The organism is Cellvibrio sp., from assembly GCF_039207905.1.
GTDB lineage: Bacteria > Pseudomonadota > Gammaproteobacteria > Pseudomonadales > Cellvibrionaceae > Cellvibrio.
The window spans coordinates 93914-110420 of sequence record NZ_JBCECX010000009.1 but is presented as its reverse complement, the minus strand read 5'-3'; the positions used below and the strand labels follow the sequence as shown (position 1 = coordinate 110420).

11 protein-coding genes are annotated in these 16507 nt (G+C 41.9%); 1 reads left to right on the top strand and 10 read right to left on the bottom strand.

What is annotated here, in order from left to right; genetic code table 11:
• Positions 1–32: 32 nt before the first annotated feature.
• Genes AAGC78_RS07320 through AAGC78_RS07295 form a run of 6 tightly spaced genes read right to left on the bottom strand, consistent with a single transcriptional unit; the run spans position 33 to position 6372 of the window.
• Positions 33–938: an N-acetylglucosamine-6-phosphate deacetylase gene (locus tag AAGC78_RS07320; protein ID WP_435783406.1), complete on the bottom strand. Its 906-nt coding sequence runs from the start codon at positions 936–938 to the stop codon at positions 33–35.
• Between the two features lie 50 nt (positions 939–988).
• Positions 989–2638, bottom strand: coding sequence for a family 20 glycosylhydrolase (locus tag AAGC78_RS07315; protein WP_435783405.1), 1650 nt, complete (start codon positions 2636–2638; stop codon positions 989–991).
• Positions 2639–2692: 54 nt separating this feature from the next.
• Positions 2693–3994, bottom strand: coding sequence for a TRAP transporter large permease (locus AAGC78_RS07310; RefSeq protein ID WP_435783404.1), 1302 nt, complete (start codon positions 3992–3994; stop codon positions 2693–2695).
• Positions 3994–4533, bottom strand: coding sequence for a TRAP transporter small permease (locus tag AAGC78_RS07305; RefSeq protein WP_435783403.1), 540 nt, complete (start codon positions 4531–4533; stop codon positions 3994–3996). Before AAGC78_RS07305 ends, AAGC78_RS07310 begins: the two co-directional genes overlap by 1 nt.
• A complete protein-coding gene (locus AAGC78_RS07300) occupies positions 4533–5570 on the bottom strand; it encodes a TRAP transporter substrate-binding protein (RefSeq protein WP_435783402.1) in 1038 nt (345 codons plus the stop codon). The genes AAGC78_RS07305 and AAGC78_RS07300 overlap by 1 nt, the downstream gene beginning before the upstream one ends.
• A 46-nt stretch (positions 5571–5616) precedes the next feature.
• Entirely contained in the window at positions 5617–6372 is a 756-nt protein-coding gene (locus AAGC78_RS07295) for a glucosamine-6-phosphate deaminase (protein ID WP_435783401.1), read from the bottom strand.
• Positions 6373–6720: 348 nt separating this feature from the next.
• On the opposite strand from AAGC78_RS07295, the gene AAGC78_RS07290 reads away from it, so the two are divergent.
• Complete coding sequence (locus AAGC78_RS07290; RefSeq protein WP_435783400.1) at positions 6721–7680, top strand: LacI family DNA-binding transcriptional regulator; 960 nt, start codon at positions 6721–6723, stop codon at positions 7678–7680.
• Between the two features lie 74 nt (positions 7681–7754).
• Here the strand turns inward: AAGC78_RS07290 and AAGC78_RS07285 are convergent, their stop codons facing one another.
• The 4 genes from AAGC78_RS07285 to AAGC78_RS07270 all read right to left on the bottom strand — a co-directional run bounded on the left by AAGC78_RS07285 (position 7755) and on the right by AAGC78_RS07270 (position 16427).
• A complete protein-coding gene (locus AAGC78_RS07285; protein WP_435783399.1) occupies positions 7755–8837 on the bottom strand; it encodes an acyltransferase family protein in 1083 nt (360 codons plus the stop codon).
• Positions 8821–11466 (bottom strand): family 20 glycosylhydrolase, encoded by a 2646-nt coding sequence (locus tag AAGC78_RS07280; RefSeq protein ID WP_435783398.1) that lies wholly within the window; start codon positions 11464–11466, stop codon positions 8821–8823. The genes AAGC78_RS07285 and AAGC78_RS07280 overlap by 17 nt, the downstream gene beginning before the upstream one ends.
• A gap of 96 nt (positions 11467–11562) precedes the next feature.
• Positions 11563–14601, bottom strand: coding sequence for a TonB-dependent receptor (locus tag AAGC78_RS07275; protein ID WP_435783397.1), 3039 nt, complete (start codon positions 14599–14601; stop codon positions 11563–11565).
• Between the two features lie 107 nt (positions 14602–14708).
• Positions 14709–16427: a hypothetical protein gene (locus tag AAGC78_RS07270; RefSeq protein WP_435783396.1), complete on the bottom strand. Its 1719-nt coding sequence runs from the start codon at positions 16425–16427 to the stop codon at positions 14709–14711.
• Between the last annotated feature and the right edge of the window lie 80 nt (positions 16428–16507).

The following is a 16507-nucleotide window of genomic DNA, read 5'->3' as shown; positions in this document are numbered from 1 at the left end:
AGGAGCCAGTTAAAAGTTAACCGTAAGTTCGATCAGGCATTCAAAGCTTTAAGCGGATTCGCACAAAGTATCTGATACAACTGGGACGGAGTTAAACCAAGCTCTATAGCTAAATTCATTTCACTTGATTTCATATCAATAGCAGATCCAGCAAAGTTCGGCTTCCCGGGTTCACGCACAACACGGTCTTCGGATACCTCCAATTGAATTTCACCGAGCGTATACACGCCCTCCTTCGCACCTGCCGCCGCCATTGCATCAGTGGTGATGATGACCTTCTCGGTTCCCACCAGAGCGATATAGTTTTTTAATGCCCAAAACGGGATGTGGTGACCATCGGCAATAAAACAAAGCCATAAGTCATCTTTCAAACTCAATACCCGTTGGATGATATTGTCGTGGCGATGCATCTGTTGAGGGCAACCATTACCAAGGTGCGTGAACATTGATAGGCCTGCTTTTATCGCGGCATTTAATTGCTCAAGTGATGGATTACAATGACCAGCTGAAATAACAACCTTATTATCATGCAAGTATTTTATAACTTTACATTCACTATCATTCTCCGGCGCCAAGGTAACTATTTTCAATAGCCCTTCACATGCCTCCAGCAGAAGACACATTTTTCTTAGGCTGGCTTTTAAAACGTGTTTTTTGGGGTGTGCTCCGCGGTAGCCATCTTCCGCACTAATAAAAGGTCCCTCCAAATGAATTCCTTTTACCATTTCAGCAACTATTTGGCTTTCATTTCTAAAATGAACAATATTCCTAATCCTGATAAGCATATCCGCAAAATCTGCGGTAATTAAGGTGGCTAATATTCCAGATACACCATCTGCCTTCAGCTTTTCACAAGCAAAAGCAAAATCCTCCAGACTCAAGGTGTTTTGGTTAAAATCGATTCCAGCATAACCATTAACTTGAATATCAAAATACATATTTTCACTTCTAGAATACAAATATTTTAAGCTGCCTCATCCCCCGGGACTCATTTTTCACGAGTTAGCTGCTCATACAAAATAACAACTTGTTTCGACCTTATTTTATTAAGGTTCTCTATTTCGGATTTATAAAGCTTTCCTGTAAACAACTTTTCAAAACGTTTATCAAGCTTGCGGGAATCCTTGAGTAAAGCTTCCAATTGCTTGACGACAGAAATACGATCGGCCTCACTGAAGCTTGTAGACTCAACCAAATCCTGAATTACTCGAAACCGCAAATAAAATTCACGTATATCAACCTGCATAACAAAATGGGAAAACTCTTGGACATTTTGCTTAGGACGGATGCTAGCCAGTTTTCTTTTTAGCTGAACAACCTCAGTCAAATACTGTGAAGCTTTACGCTTTTCGGAAGGTAACCCGGGCACGCCTGAAAGTGGTACAGAACCAATATCAGCCTTCAAGCCTAAAGATGCTGACTTCAAAATATTCCACAATGATTGGGATTCATCAACTGTTAAACCAAAGCGCTTTTGTGCATATTGCTGAGCAAAACTATCGGGAAGCAATTTATTACTTTGGCTAATTGCTTCAATAAATGCACTGGTATTCATCCTGAATGCATCATTAGGATAAGCATGCGGATATACCTGACGCATCGGAAAAATATCCACTACTTCGGCATGAGCAATCCATTCATAAGTATATTCCCCTGATGTAGACCACGAGGTTAACACCATACCATCAAAACCCGCTTTTTTTGCATAGGTCACATAGTCGGCCTGATTATTCATGTGCGCGGCCCAATTGGTAACGTAATAATCGTCAGGCCATGACCGGATTGCAGATGCCCCCCAAAAGGTTAGCCCATACTTTTTAATGAGTGTTGATGGTTCTTCACCAAAATGATTAAACGCCCATCCGTAATTCCAGTCGATATAAATAACATTCTTGGGCATTTGGGCAATCGCATCTGGATACGCCAAAATCATGTCCGCCCACATGATGGGGGTTTTGCCTTGTGCAGTTACAATCTCCGCAATCATTTTCATATATTCTACATAAAGCTTGGACTTGCCTATTTTTTCTCCATCTTTTCCCCAAGCTTCCTGACAGCGTTTACAGTTGAGAATACGGGTTTCATCACCACCAATATGTACGTATTTGGATTTATGGGTGGATAAAATATCGCCGAATAATTCAGTAAATAATGCTTTGGCTTCTTTCAATCGTGTGGGATCAATCTGGGAGAGATCTTTTTTATCTGCTCTTAAGTAAGCATACCGCTCGTAGCGCAAAAGATATTCAAGATGACCAAGAGTTTGTTGCAGCGGAATAACATCCAACCCAAGACTTTCAGAATATTTCACAAACTCAGCAATTTCTTCACGGCTGTATGCATAGCGATTGGGGATAAGGCGGTGCTGCTCATAAGGATAAGTTGCTTCCCATTCCATGATGAGCGTATTGAACCCGTGAGATGCAATTTCCTTCGCCATCAATTTTAAAGCCTTGATGGGCATCACTTGTACCCGCAAGTCCACATGGTAAGCAACAACATTAAACTTTTTATGTTCGTCAGTGCTGACTGCTTCGGCAACACAGACCAGTGACCATAGATTCAGGAAAAAAAACAAGAATAAAAATCTAAAATATGAGTAACCATTTTTCTTTGAACAGTCATATTTGATGTTCATTTTCCTAAATCCTCTCTCAGTTTTGTATCTGGCAATATGTTGTATCTGAAACGTCTATAACTGATTGCTTGATAAATTAGGTAAATACAGGCTAATACTGGGCACAAAGGTGACGAGCATTAATACTATTAGCATCACTATATAAAATGGGACCATCTCTTTTAGGGTCGTACCCATAGATACTTTCCCAATAGCACATCCCAGAAGCAAAGAACTACCTGATGGTGGAGTACAAAGCCCAATACCGAGGTTCACCATCATAATCATGCCAAAGTGAATTGGATCAAGCCCTAACTTAACAGCAATTGGTAGCAGTATGGGCGTAAGCAACAATACCAATATACCGACATCCATCAGCATCCCTAAAATAAGCATCAGCAAATTAATTGCCAACAAAGCAATAATCACATTTCCAGAAAGGGATAAAATTAAATCTGCCAAAGCGCTCGGCACGTTTAAAACACCCAACAAAAAAGCAAATGCAGATGAAGTCATTAGAATTGCAATGACCATTGCTAATGTTTTCACCGACATATTGAGAATGGAAACAAATTTGCACAGCGTCATTGTCCGGTAAATAAATACCGTGATAAGAAGAGCATAGATTGAGGCAACCGCTGCTGATTCGGTTGCCGTAAACATACCTAGCAATATTCCGCCAACAATAATAACAACAGTGAAAAGACCTATACCGGCATCCAATCCAATTTTTACCGATTCCTTGATCGTGTATCTCTCACCTTTAGGGTGGCCTTGTTTAATTGCCAATATCCAGCAGAGCACCATCAGTGAACCACCTAATAGTAGTGCTGGAAAATAACCTGCTAAAAAAAGACTTTCTACCGATATACCACCAGCCGCCAATGAAAAATAAATCATGTTCTGACTGGGTGGAATCAAAATACTTTGGATGGAAGATGAAATGGTGACTGAAACTGAATAGCCAGGCCGATAACCACGCTGCGACATGGATTTAATTAGCACAGAACCTATAGAAGCAACATCAGCCACTGCTGATCCGGAAATACTGCCAAACATTGAACTGGATGCAATATTTGCTTGCGCCAATCCACCGCGCACCCGCCCTACCAATACATCCGCAAACCGAATTAATCTATCGGAGATACCACCCTCGCCCATCAAATGCCCAGCCAAAATAAAACAGGGCACAGCCAAAAAAGTAAAACTGTTGAGGCTATTAATCATCCGGTGCACCAACACAACCGTCGGTATATCCAGGTACACGATAGTTGCTAACGATGACATCCCCAAAGCAAACGCAATAGGAACGCGCAAAAACATGAGCAGTAAAAATCCACCCAATAAAATAATAGTACCTAAGGTTTGCTGTTCCATTATTTTTCAGTTCCGCTCAAAGCATCCAATGCTGGCGATTGGTTATCATCATGCTTTTTTGGATCGGCATTCCATAAGATGTTAGCAATCGCATTAATAACCATTAGAGCTCCGGCAACCAATGGTGCAAGATATAAATACGAGCGAAGAATTCCGGAGGCTGGCAATATTTCTGAACCCACCAAGCTCATCAGCAATGTAGAGTTCAGCATGATGTTAAGCGCAAAAATCAGAATTAGCACTTGCACCAAAGTAGCCAAAAAATACTGACCTTTTTTTGATAATCGATCTGAAATAACACTGATAGAAATATGTTCGTGTCGATAAACCGCAGTTGCAACGGATAACATACCAAACCAAATCAACATGAATATTGCGACTTCCTCAGACCAGCTAATGGGTGTGCCGAGCAGATAGCGAAAGATAACCTGAAAAACCACAAGGAAAATCATCAAAACCAACAAGAAACTACACAGTATTTCTATCGCTTTATTGATGTATTCGACACCGCGAACAAGATACCCAAGATATGTAATCATCACTTAACACCATTAATTCGGTCTATGTATTCAGCGTACTCAGGAAATTCCTGGTATAAAGGCATCATTGCATTACGAAATGGCTCCCTATCAATAGTGGTAATAGATACCCTTTTATCCAACAACATCTGTTTTGCATCAATGTTTGCTTGATTCATCATTTCACGTTCTAAAAATGCCGCCTCTCTCGCCGCATCGGAAATCGCTTTTTGAAAAGACGGCGGCAAAGATGAAAACTTGTGCGCATTCATCAGCAGAACAGCTGGAGGACTAAGATGCTCATCCTCAACGTAGTTTTTTGCTACCTCAAAGTGAGCAGAAGAGGCATAGCTAACAAAATCATTTTCCGCACCATCAACCACGCCTGTTTGGATCGCCGAATAGACATCACCATAATTTAACGGCGTTGGAACTGCCCCAAGAAGCTCAATCATTCGTATCATAATCGGCGCAGGCTGAACGCGGATTTTTAAGCCTTGCATATCTGCAAGGCTCTTAATAGGTCGATCTGAACGTGTGTAAAAGGATCTCGGACCAGCCTCTAAAAAATCAAATCCGACTAGTCCAACATCATGCAGCTTATCTTTCACATCCTCACCAATTTCACCATCAAGAACCTGATATTTATGATCCTGATCTTTGAAGATAAAAGGTAAGGTAAATACCCCCATGCTTGGGCTTACGTTAGTAAGTACGATTGCATTGGCTCGCGTGAAATCAATGATACCTAAACGTGTCTGTTCGATTGTTTCAATTTCTTCACCAAGCTGCCCACCAGAATAAACTTTTACAAGTACCTTTCCATTGGTCTTCTGATTAACCAACTTGGCAAAAATGTGCATGGATTTTGTAACAGGATTATCTTCTGTCAATGCCTCAGCAAGTCTTAAAATAATTACACTATCAGATTGGCTCGCAGCTGATGATGCACCAAAGAAGCCGCTTTTAGTGGCCAATATAGAGCCAACAATAATCACTATGATTAACAGAATCTTTATTGGCAGATGTTTTATTTGTACATCATGTGCTTGGGGCATTTTTTATAGGCCAGCAAAAGGAATAGAAAATACTATTTTGTATGGGCTACCTATTGAGCACCGTAGTATTCAGAAGGCTTGCCGCAGGCTTATCCAAAAACATTTCGCAATCTGGATGGTTTTGCAAAATAGATGCGGGGAACTCTGGTGAAACTTTTTGAGTAACAGTATTTTTTACTGCTATCGCTTTTCGCTCCTCTAAAACCGATAGGATAATTTTTTTGCTTTTCATAATTTGATTAATACTCATACTAATGGCCTTGCTGGGCACAGTATCAATCGATTCAAACCATCCCTCATTGCATTGCTGCTGGCGGCACCCTTGATCCAAATCGACAACAATATAGGGCTCGGTTGTATCAAAATTTGCTGGCGGATCATTAAATGCCAAATGACCGTTTTCTCCAATTCCAGCCAAACATACATCAATCTCTTCATTCGCAATCAACGAATTCAATCGGGCTACTTCGACTGGGATATCTTTAGAATTCGCATTAATGAGCGTCATTTTTTTAAGATCAGGTATTTGGCTGACGAAACGCTCGTTTAAATATTTTCTGAAACTAGCAGGATGTGTAGCAGATATACCAATGTATTCATCAAGATGAAACGCTTGCACTTTTTCCCATGGCATATTTTCCTGCTCAACCAAGTGTTTCAACATGCTAAATTGGCTTGATCCAGTGGCCACAACGATAGTAACTACATCCTTAACCTGGGCGGCTTGGCGAATAGTAGCTGCTGCCAACTCAGCTGCAGCTTTACCTAACAATTCTTCACTTTCAAATACATTAAACTTCATTTCAATACTGCCTTGGTAAATATGAAATCTTGAAAACATTCACTCCAAAAATCGGTAGCCTTAATGATATCCAAGGCAGCCAAAAATTTGAAAAATCAAATACTCAAACGTTTGAGCGAGGCTATATACAAGACCATACACTGTCAATACAAAGTTGGTAAATTCGCTCTAAAAAGCACACACAAAAACATATACCTCCCGTATCGCATAAGATAGATACGCGGATAAGCGTCTTATCCGGGATTTTTCTAATGCCCGACGAACAGTGACTTACAATAAGATAAGTCCTTGCGATAAGATGAGCTCCTAACCACATGTAACTCCTGAAACCTAGAATTACGGATCATTATGGCAACCCAAAAAAGTATTGCAGATACACTTGGAATATCGATCAGTCTTGTTTCACGTGTGTTATCAGGAAAGGCGCGGGAGATTGGCGTTGCGGAAGACACCATTGAAAAAGTTTTGTCTGAAGCAAAAAGAGTCAATTACATACCGAATTCCGCAGCACTATCACTTAGAGGCGAAAAAACGCATACCCTGGGTGTAATCACCTATGACTTTGAAGACCCTTACTTTGGGATCATCCTCGGAGAACTGCACAAAATTGCAAAGCAGCGGAAATTCTCACTTATATTGGCAGGCTCTTATCAGCGAGATATGGACACATTGGATATCTCTGCATTCTCCAAGCACAGTATTGAGGGTTTAATCATTGTAGGCAGTGATAGAAAAAAAGAGTGGTATGAGAACTTTGCACAGAAATCTATTCCAGTAGTCCAGATAGGATTCACCAAAGAAAGTATTGGCCCCACCATTTGCCTGGACGAAAAAATCAGCACCGAGTTAGTCGCACAGTACTTGCATAAGCAGAATATCAAGAACGTGGCGCTACTGTTTAATCAGAGTCTCTCTCACGAGACATTCAAAGATCAATACATTAAAGCCCTTGATAGCCAAAAGATAAATATTGTGGACAACATTGCATTTGACGAAACAACAGACTCACTAAAAGAGCGCCTGCTGCAGCTAAAAAAACTGCCCGAGGTGATCATCGCCGGAGACGACATACTGGCCACAAAGATTATCCGCTCATTACATGAATTGAACATACAGGTACCCAAGGATGTAAAAGTAGTCGGTTTCGATAATATTTCTTTAGCACAAGATTTTATTCCTGCACTAACCACCCTGAACCCTCCCATCAAAGAAATGGTCAAAACCGCTTTTGATTTAGTATCCATACCTAAATCCGGCAAAAAGACCTATCGCTTCGAGCCAGAGCTGATTTGCCGCGAATCCGCATAAACGAGTAAGCCACCCGTCTGTAACAAATAAAAAAGAGCCATTTTATATGGCTCTTTTTTATAGGCTGAAAATATCTACAACTTGATAAATATCTTGCGCTTATAAAGCCAAGCCGATATCACATAGAATATTGCCACAATCATTAGTGCGTACAATAAAGACGCATTAATGGGTGATAGAAACTGATTAAATGCAGTGTAAATCGCTTTCTGTAAACTCACCGTTTGTCCCGCATCATTTGTCCATGTGATAAGCGATAAGGTTTTGGAAAATATCCTGGATAGCGCATAAATAAATAATGGATTTGAACCGTAAACCACCATCCAGTGCATACCCTTTGATACTTTCTTGACATCACAGAGATAAACAATGATTGCCAAAAAGAACCAGGCAAATGCAGTTGTTATTAATACATAGGTACTGCTCCATAATGGTTTATTAATGGGGAATACTATTTGCCATAATAAGGCAACAATAAAAGCACCTACTCCCCACATTAATAAGCTCTTAATCTTCGCTTCTGGTGTGGGTTTTTCTGCAAGCATTTCACTTGTAAAGTAACCAGCCAATATCGATACCACGCCTGGTAAGGTACTTAATATTCCCTCCGGTTCAAAAGGCACACCATAACCCTGGTATAAATGGCTAGCGCCCAGTAGCGCAAGATCCCATTGCTGGACCAAATTTCCTTCGAGTGAATACGGATTTTCAACCAACAACAGTATTAGCCAATAACCGATAAGTATTACCGCACTTAGCAGCAGCAAATGGCTCCTATTCAGTACACAAATTAAAACCGCTGCAATGCCATAACACAACGCAATACGTTGTAGTACACCCAGCACTCGCCATTCCGACAATGGATCGGTAAAGGGAAACTCATTTAATGCAACGCCTATGGCAAATAACAATACTGTTCGTTTGGCAATTTTCGCCCACGGGATAGTACCTGCCGGTACATTTTTCATGGAGTGAAATAATGCAGCTCCGACAATAAACATAAAAAATGGAAATATCAGATCCGTCGGAGTTAAGCCATGCCATTCAGCATGAAGTAATGGCGGATATACAGCCGACCATGAACCGGGGTTATTAACTAACAACATAGCGGCCAATGTCAGGCCACGGAAAATATCCAAACTAATTTGACGCTGCATTTTTATGTTCACCTCTGTCAATGGTAACAACTCGACCTGTGCGGGATAACCCCTCAAGGCGCGACCGCAGTTCTATTTGGTTATACTCTTTCAACTGCACAGGGTTTTTATATACCTTCCACTCGCCAATTTTTTTACCTGTTAGCAAACGATATTCAATATACAAATCTTCATACATGCTATTGGCATAGAGTGTATTACCTTCTATTTTCGCCCCTGGGACTGGCAATCGGAAAAACATGTCGTCGCGTACTAAATTAGGTAAAACTTTATTCACCAAGGTATGGCTGAACTGCGCCCAATCTTGTAGCTGCTGTTGCTTCATCTTCTCACTGAATTGCTGACTGGTTGGCGAGTAAGCTCGCCCTGAAATATAAGGAACCTCCCACTCCGGCTTGTGCCAGGCGCGCTCTGCAAATGCAATTAACCGTGGAAAATACATATAGCCTGCGACATCAGAAGTACGTGTAGTTTCCGTCCACAATTGCGCTTGTATACCGGTTATGTAATGCCCTTTATTGAGGGTGACCTTCTCTTTAGTGGAATATTGATTACCCATTAAATCGGGCCATATTTCTGCATGGGCTGGCAGATTGTCCGGCATAAACTGAAACACTTTAAACGTATCTACGCTGCGCGATCCCCAAGGGTTGCCTTGTTCATTAGGGTCAGCTTGATAGGGAAAGTCGAAATATAAAACGTCGGGCACGGACAGAATTGTATCGAAACCCAAATTAACAAAGTTATGCGTCTGATTATGAATTTGGTCCGGCAATAACCCCCATACATTTACCTGCATGTTATCCGGTAGATTATCTTTGTTTGCATGATCCAGCCCATCTCCCCAAACCGCTGGGACAATTCCTTTCGCACTAACCTTCTGCGCAATTTGCTCAATAAAATGGCCAGTAAGCTCCTTCATATCGTGAATATTTTTATTGTCTTTTACTAACCGATTACAAGCTGGTGAATCACGCCATGCACCCGCTGTTTCATCTGCGCCTATGTGATAACGTTTTAGCGGAACACCTGCACGCTGGTGCATATCAATGATTTCCGATAACACCTTATCGACAAAACGGTATGTTGAGGGAATACATGGATTGAGTGTGTTGTCAGTGTAGTGCTGAATGGACCGATAAATACTTTTATCTTCCTGCTCCGTCAGCAGGTATTCATTTGCCTTTTCAGGCAATTTTTCCGCCATATAAAATTTATAACGGGCCTCCATTGCTTTCACTGCTGCACGCGAATGCCCAGGCATATCTAACGCCGGAATTACATCAATATGCCGCGCGGCTGCATATTGGATAACGTCAATATAATCATCCACCGAAAGATAACCGTTAACATCGGTATCGATTGAGGGTCCACTGGCCAATTGGGGAGACAAACACTTTTGTTCAGAGGGATCATAACAACGGTATGCACCAACGTTGGTTAACTCTGGCAAACCCGGAATCTCCAAACGCCAACCTTCATCATCCGCCAAATGCAGATGAAATTTATTCAGTTTAAGTAACGCCATCTGGTCTAATAATTTCAGCATAAATGCTTTGCTATGGAAGTTGCGCGACACATCCAGCTGTACCCCACGAAAACTATAACGAGGAACATCGCTCACCTTGCCTACAGATAAACCAAGATTATCGTCAATTAATTGTGACAGCGTATATAAACCATAGAATAAACCTGCATTGGTTTTTGCACTGATATCTATGCTTTTTAAGCCAATATTTATTGCATAGGCCTCTGCGTTAATATCCGCCTTTTTATCCAATTTCAAAGAGAGCTTGATAGCTTTACTTTTATCGGCAGTAGAAAGAACCACACCTTTTTTTTCCAGCATAGAAAATGCTACCGAAAGTTCACTGTTTTCCAAGTCTTTCTCACTCACAGACAAAGCAGAAACCACCACAACACGCTTACTAGTAAAGCTAGCATGGCTTACCTTGGGAACAGTACGATTCTCATCAATTATTGCACTTTTAGTAAATGCATTAATACGTTCATGATATTTATATAAAAATTCTGGCGTAGCGAGAGGAGAATAATCAACCGAGGATCTGTTGACCTGATTGATTGTTTTAAATGGTTTAACAAAAGGGAGCGAAGCAAGCTTGGTTTCTGGGTCAATTTTTGGTTCGGTTGATTTAATTATCCTTGCTGATAAGGATTGCGAAGTGGGAGCGATAAAATAGTTTGGCAACACTTGTAGCTCTGCATTGATATAACCTTTTCCTGTAAATGGAATAACATAGGCTTTACCCGCGACTATTTTATCCCCCACAAAAGAAATGGTATGAACATCGCCACTTACGTGTTTAATATCAAAATCGTTGCTCGAATCCTGGAATATAGTTCGACGCGATCCAAAGTAAATAAGCCAATCATTATTAGGGAGCGACGCAGGAAAAATGAGTGATATTTCACCGCTATAGCACGCATTATCTCCAATAATTTTTTGGCAAATAGCTGCATCATTTATATTACTGACAATCTCATAGCTAACAACAAGCTCATTACCTACACGATCCAAATCGTGCTGAGCAAGACCTGCTGCTGATACAATCGCACTTTGCCAAAACCCAAACATTATGAGCCAACACGAAACAAACAATGCTCTCATCTGATAACCTCTTTTTGTATTACCTACCTAAAATAAAACCGTTGATAGCCATCAGATGATGGCTATCAACTTAAACATCAGCCGCTTTTACGATAATTAAAACGAGTAAGAAGCGCTAATACTGAAACGCCGATCCGTTTTAAAGTAGTTGCCTGGTGTCATCTTTCCATCCTGGTCATACATCAACTCGGTCTTGATGACCTCATCGAGCAGGTTGGATGCCTCCAGGCCAATTTTGAAGTTATCAGTTACTCGATAACGAATGGAACCATCCAGCTGGCCAGTTGCTTTGGCAAAGACCGGGGCATAGAAACCGGAATCACGTGCAGTCAGTAAATAATCCGAGCGCCAGTTATAGGCCAACCTGCCAGCTATTTTGTCTTTGTCGTATAGCAAAGCAAAATTGACAACATCAGTTGAGTAGCCGGGAAGATCCAGGTTTTTGAATGCACGGAAACTATTTCTACCACCCTCTCCTGTACTACCCTCACCAAATGCCTTCTCGTCATTCAGATCTGTTTGCGCAATAAAGGTGTAGTTAGCAGATAATCCCAAGCCACCCCAATATCCAGGTAAAGAGTCATAAAATTGTGTATAGGAGATTTCATAACCGCTAATAGTGCCACTGCCCTCATTGGTATCAGTTTGGAAATCTACCGATTGAACATTGTCGCCGCCGTTATAGGGAACAGGGTTGAGCGTATTTTCTGTATACAAACGTTTACGAATAATATTTTTCAAGTCTTTGCGGAATAAACTGAAGTTTAAAGAACTAGTATCAGAGATGTACCATTCCAAACTTACATCCGCTCCCGCCGCTTCTTCTGGTTTGATGTGAGGATTTCCTGTTTGGCCTGAAAAGTTAATGGACGTCACCGATAGCTCACCGGGCTGAGCATTAAAATCATAGACTCTACTACTTGCCAATTTTTTATAATTTTGGAAATTGGAGAAGGTTGGGAAAAACACATTTTTCGATGCTGCAAAGCGCACGATTAAATCGTCATGCACCGATACACTCAGGTTAAAGCTTGGCAATACCTTACTGTACTTATCACCTTTGACCGTTGTTCTCACTCCTTGCGCACCATTTGCAAATGCAAATGCCTCAGGATAATGCTGCTTAATCATTTCCGCAGTACCTTGCTCATCCCAGGCAAAATTCTTTGGAAATAATACACCGCCCTCAGATTCAACTTGCCACTCAATGTAACGCAAACCAATATTGCCTTTGACTGGATGATCCAAATCCAGGAATTCGTAATTTGCACGAACATAAGCTTCCAATCGATCTTCACTGGTTTCAGTTAGCTCGGATGGAAGATAGCCGTTAACTGCTCCCGGACGTTGATTCAAGTTAGGTTGTTTGGCAGAAATACTTTCAATTGATTCACCAAACTCGTTGAAATTACGTACATCCTCATAACGTGGAAACAGGAAACTCTGATCGCCATTCAAGTGGCCGCCGCCAAAAAATGTATTTGCTTTAAAGGTAACTTTTTCAAAAAGCTCAGGGCGATTTAGATAACTGGTTGCAAACCTATTGGACCATGGACCACCCACCTCTCCCCAGTTATAGGCAGAATTGTGCGACTCTTGTTCCTTCTTGGACCAATAGGCTCCCGCTTGCGCAGATGACACCCAACCATCTTCAAGCTGATATTTCAAATCAAATGCAAACGCATCCAGACTGGCTTCGTTATCTTCCGTATGATCCATCTTGGAGCGCATAAAACTTTGTTCGTTAAAGACGGGATTAGATGGATCTCCAGTAAAGTTAATACCTTTTGGAGTATCGCCACGCAAATCAAACTGAACGCCGGTATTGTTTATTGGTTTTGCAGGACGATTAGTAACACCATCATTTTTATACCAGGATGCCATGGTTGGGTTCATGGCTGCAGTGTAAGTAAAATCCTTCACATAATTGGTGGAGTTCACATGCTGATAGTCAAAATCCAACTCCAAACTATCTGAAGGGGAAACTTTGATGTGCAAACTGGAATCATTAATTTCTGTTCCGGAATCAGCATGACGCGAGGCGTTATTGAGCCAGTTAGTATTTATTTCACCAGCCTGCAGAAAACCTTCGCTATCGAACTCGCCCTGCACCAAGCCGATATTTTTTGGGTTAATCAAATAACCTTCTTCACCATAACTAACAACCCGCTCATCCCACACGCGGGAAGAATCAGAAAAAATATGTTCCAGAGTCACTTCCCATGTTTCATCCGGATTGCGCCACTGCGCGGATGTTACTAAACCAGAGCGTTCGCGATCAGCATCAGACGTACGAATGGCAATACCCGCTGGTGTAAAAAGAGTTTCATTTTCTCTTCCGGGAATGGCAGTTCCGGTTTCACCAAACCACTCAGTTTCCATAGCCGTGCTGCTACGCTCATAATAATTGGCAACACCTATACCATCGCCACGATCTTTGTATTCCGATTGTGTACCGCCAATAAGAAAACCAATATCACCTATGCCGGTATTCCACACATTACTGAACGCAAGGGTCGCTACCGGCGTTAACTCTTCGCGATAATCGCCGTAGGTTCCTTCGATCTGGCCGAAAATGACCATCTTTTTTGAGTCCAGTGGTTTACGAGTTACCAAATTAACAGTACCAGCAACTCCGCCCGCAATAAGATCAGCGGTGGTATTTTTTACTACTTCAACACGACCCAATAACTCGCCGGGGATATCGGCGTAACTCAAACCGCCGCCGGTAGAGTTAGAGCTGAACCCTTCTCTGCCGTTGATTTCGCTGCGTACGCGTTTTAAGCCACGCACAACAACACCTGAACCTTCCGATGAAAAATGATTAGGGTCAGTGGAAGATTCAAAACGCTCGATGGTGACGCCAGGCACACGCTGTAAAACTTCAGTGACACTTTTATCGGGCAAGGCCCCCATATCCTCAGCGGTAATAACATCTTTTACCGTATCAGACTCGCGTTTGATTTCCTGCGCACTTGCAACACTGGCACGAATGCCAGTAACAACAAGTTCTTCAGGTGCTTTCTCTTCCGGTTGCAAGGTTTTTTCCTGTGCAACCGCAGTACCGGATACCGCCCATGCAGAAGCACTGCATACTGCGATTGCAATCAGTTTTTTTTGAAAATGCGAAGCCATTTGCTAATACCTTTCAGTAGCAATAAGTGAGTGAGAAAAAGTTTTAGAAAAAGCGCACATCCATGTGCAAGAGGTTGGTTACAACGTTAAACGATGAGCAAACCGGATTAGTTGGTAATGGTGATAGGTGTAGAAATTATATTGGTATCATTTCCAGCAGCCGCAGTGCTTTTAACGGTTGCCTTCAATGTGTATAAACCATTGGCAAAAGCAGTTGTATTAAGGTACCAGTCGTAAGTTGACTGACTTTCCAGACGCGATGAAACGAGCGTAGAACCTTTGTATAACTCAAACAGAATGCTTTGAATACCAGATCCATTTTGCGTTCCCACAGTTGGATCACTGGCAAAAACTCCCACATGAATTTCACCGGACACAACCGGATTATTAGTCACCGGGCTAATGAAGTAAGTATTCACTGAACCGTTTACTGTGAGGTTTCTTGACCCTGAACTTCCCGCAATAAAATTCCAGTTGCTGTCGTAAAACTCATACTTGAGCACTTGGCTGCCGGTAGCAGATGGAAACCAGGTGTAATTGAACGGTGGGGTCAAACTTGCCACATTGGTCCACGCTTCAGATGAATACAATAAAATGCGCGCAACACTGGAATCCACGTTGAATGTAACAGGAACACCTGATGCCAGATTGTAAGTGCCATTTGCCGTCGGAGATGTCATTCCATTTTGTTGCGAAGGCTGCGCGCTGATCTCGTAAATAACAGCCTCAAGCGGTTGCAGAATGTCAGCTAGCGCACCCGAAGAGGATACACTCAGGATTTGCCCCGTTCTTGTACTACCCGCACTGGAAAGCCCACCAATTTTTGCCGTTGCATTTCCAAATCCATTCAGTGTGAACGTAATACTTTGCGCAGTAGCGGCTTTGTTCACTGCGATCAGATAGGATTTTCCGTTGTAGTTTTTCAAAATCGCATCAATGTGACTTGAGCTATACGAAAGGTTGTTATTCTTCGCCCCAAGAAACACCGGAGAGAAGTTTTTCAACTCGGTGATGAGATTCTTCATGAACGGAATATCACCATCCTTCTTAATATGGTACTCACCACCAGCATCTACTACGTCATAGGAGTAGAAAACCATACCGGTTGCACCCAATGCGATCGACAAATAGGTTTCCGCGCGGATCTGGGCATTGGTAGGCATACCAAACTGACTACCCGTTTGAATAATCAACCATACCGGCTTGGGTGCCACCTGATTACGCATGTTTACAACTTTCGTCTTGATGTCATACATCGGACTCAAATTGTTATTGAACGGGTACTGATCGTTCAAAAATATGTCGGCAGAATTCTTATATACACTGATATCACTCGCATATTCAGTGAGGAACACCGGGCGGGTTGGATCTGCCGCCTTAATAACATCGTAAGCCCACTTGGTATCTGCAGCACTCAACCCTGTCGCCGACTTAGGTTCATCGGGCAGCCCGTATCCGAACAGATAATTCGCGCCTTTAACCTGGTTAACACTTGCAGTGAAAGGACTTGCATTCCGACTTTTTATGGCAGCAGCATTTTCGTAATCGCAACCGGGACCAGCCGTGTAATGAAGATAAAGACCATTGCTCTGCGCACTAGCGAAATTACTTGCGTTAACACAAAACGGACGTGAAACCGTATTCACACCAAGCGCCTTTACCCCAGCCCAATCTGACTGCATATACACGCTGATTGGAAAAACTTTTGAACCGTTGATAGACACAGTTTGGTCAGAATTAACCGTCACAGTGTTCTGCGCAAAAGCAGTGGGAAAAGATAAAAGCGATAAAATAAGACCGATATGACTAATGACATTTTTTTTCATTTATTCGCACCCATGTTTATTTAGAGGAAACTTTTAAACAACAAAAAGGCAGTCGCTGTCATGCAGATACATCTTCAAAA

Coding starts and splice junctions, on each gene's coding strand:
- AAGC78_RS07320 (WP_435783406.1), bottom strand. CDS start 938: ATGTATTTTGATATTCAAGTTAATGGTTATGCTGGAATCGATTTTAAC.
- AAGC78_RS07315 (WP_435783405.1), bottom strand. CDS start 2,638: ATGAACATCAAATATGACTGTTCAAAGAAAAATGGTTACTCATATTTT.
- AAGC78_RS07310 (WP_435783404.1), bottom strand. CDS start 3,994: ATGGAACAGCAAACCTTAGGTACTATTATTTTATTGGGTGGATTTTTA.
- AAGC78_RS07305 (WP_435783403.1), bottom strand. CDS start 4,533: ATGATTACATATCTTGGGTATCTTGTTCGCGGTGTCGAATACATCAAT.
- AAGC78_RS07300 (WP_435783402.1), bottom strand. CDS start 5,570: ATGCCCCAAGCACATGATGTACAAATAAAACATCTGCCAATAAAGATT.
- AAGC78_RS07295 (WP_435783401.1), bottom strand. CDS start 6,372: ATGAAGTTTAATGTATTTGAAAGTGAAGAATTGTTAGGTAAAGCTGCA.
- AAGC78_RS07290 (WP_435783400.1), top strand. CDS start 6,721: ATGGCAACCCAAAAAAGTATTGCAGATACACTTGGAATATCGATCAGT.
- AAGC78_RS07285 (WP_435783399.1), bottom strand. CDS start 8,837: ATGCAGCGTCAAATTAGTTTGGATATTTTCCGTGGCCTGACATTGGCC.
- AAGC78_RS07280 (WP_435783398.1), bottom strand. CDS start 11,466: ATGAGAGCATTGTTTGTTTCGTGTTGGCTCATAATGTTTGGGTTTTGG.
- AAGC78_RS07275 (WP_435783397.1), bottom strand. CDS start 14,601: ATGGCTTCGCATTTTCAAAAAAAACTGATTGCAATCGCAGTATGCAGT.
- AAGC78_RS07270 (WP_435783396.1), bottom strand. CDS start 16,427: ATGAAAAAAAATGTCATTAGTCATATCGGTCTTATTTTATCGCTTTTA.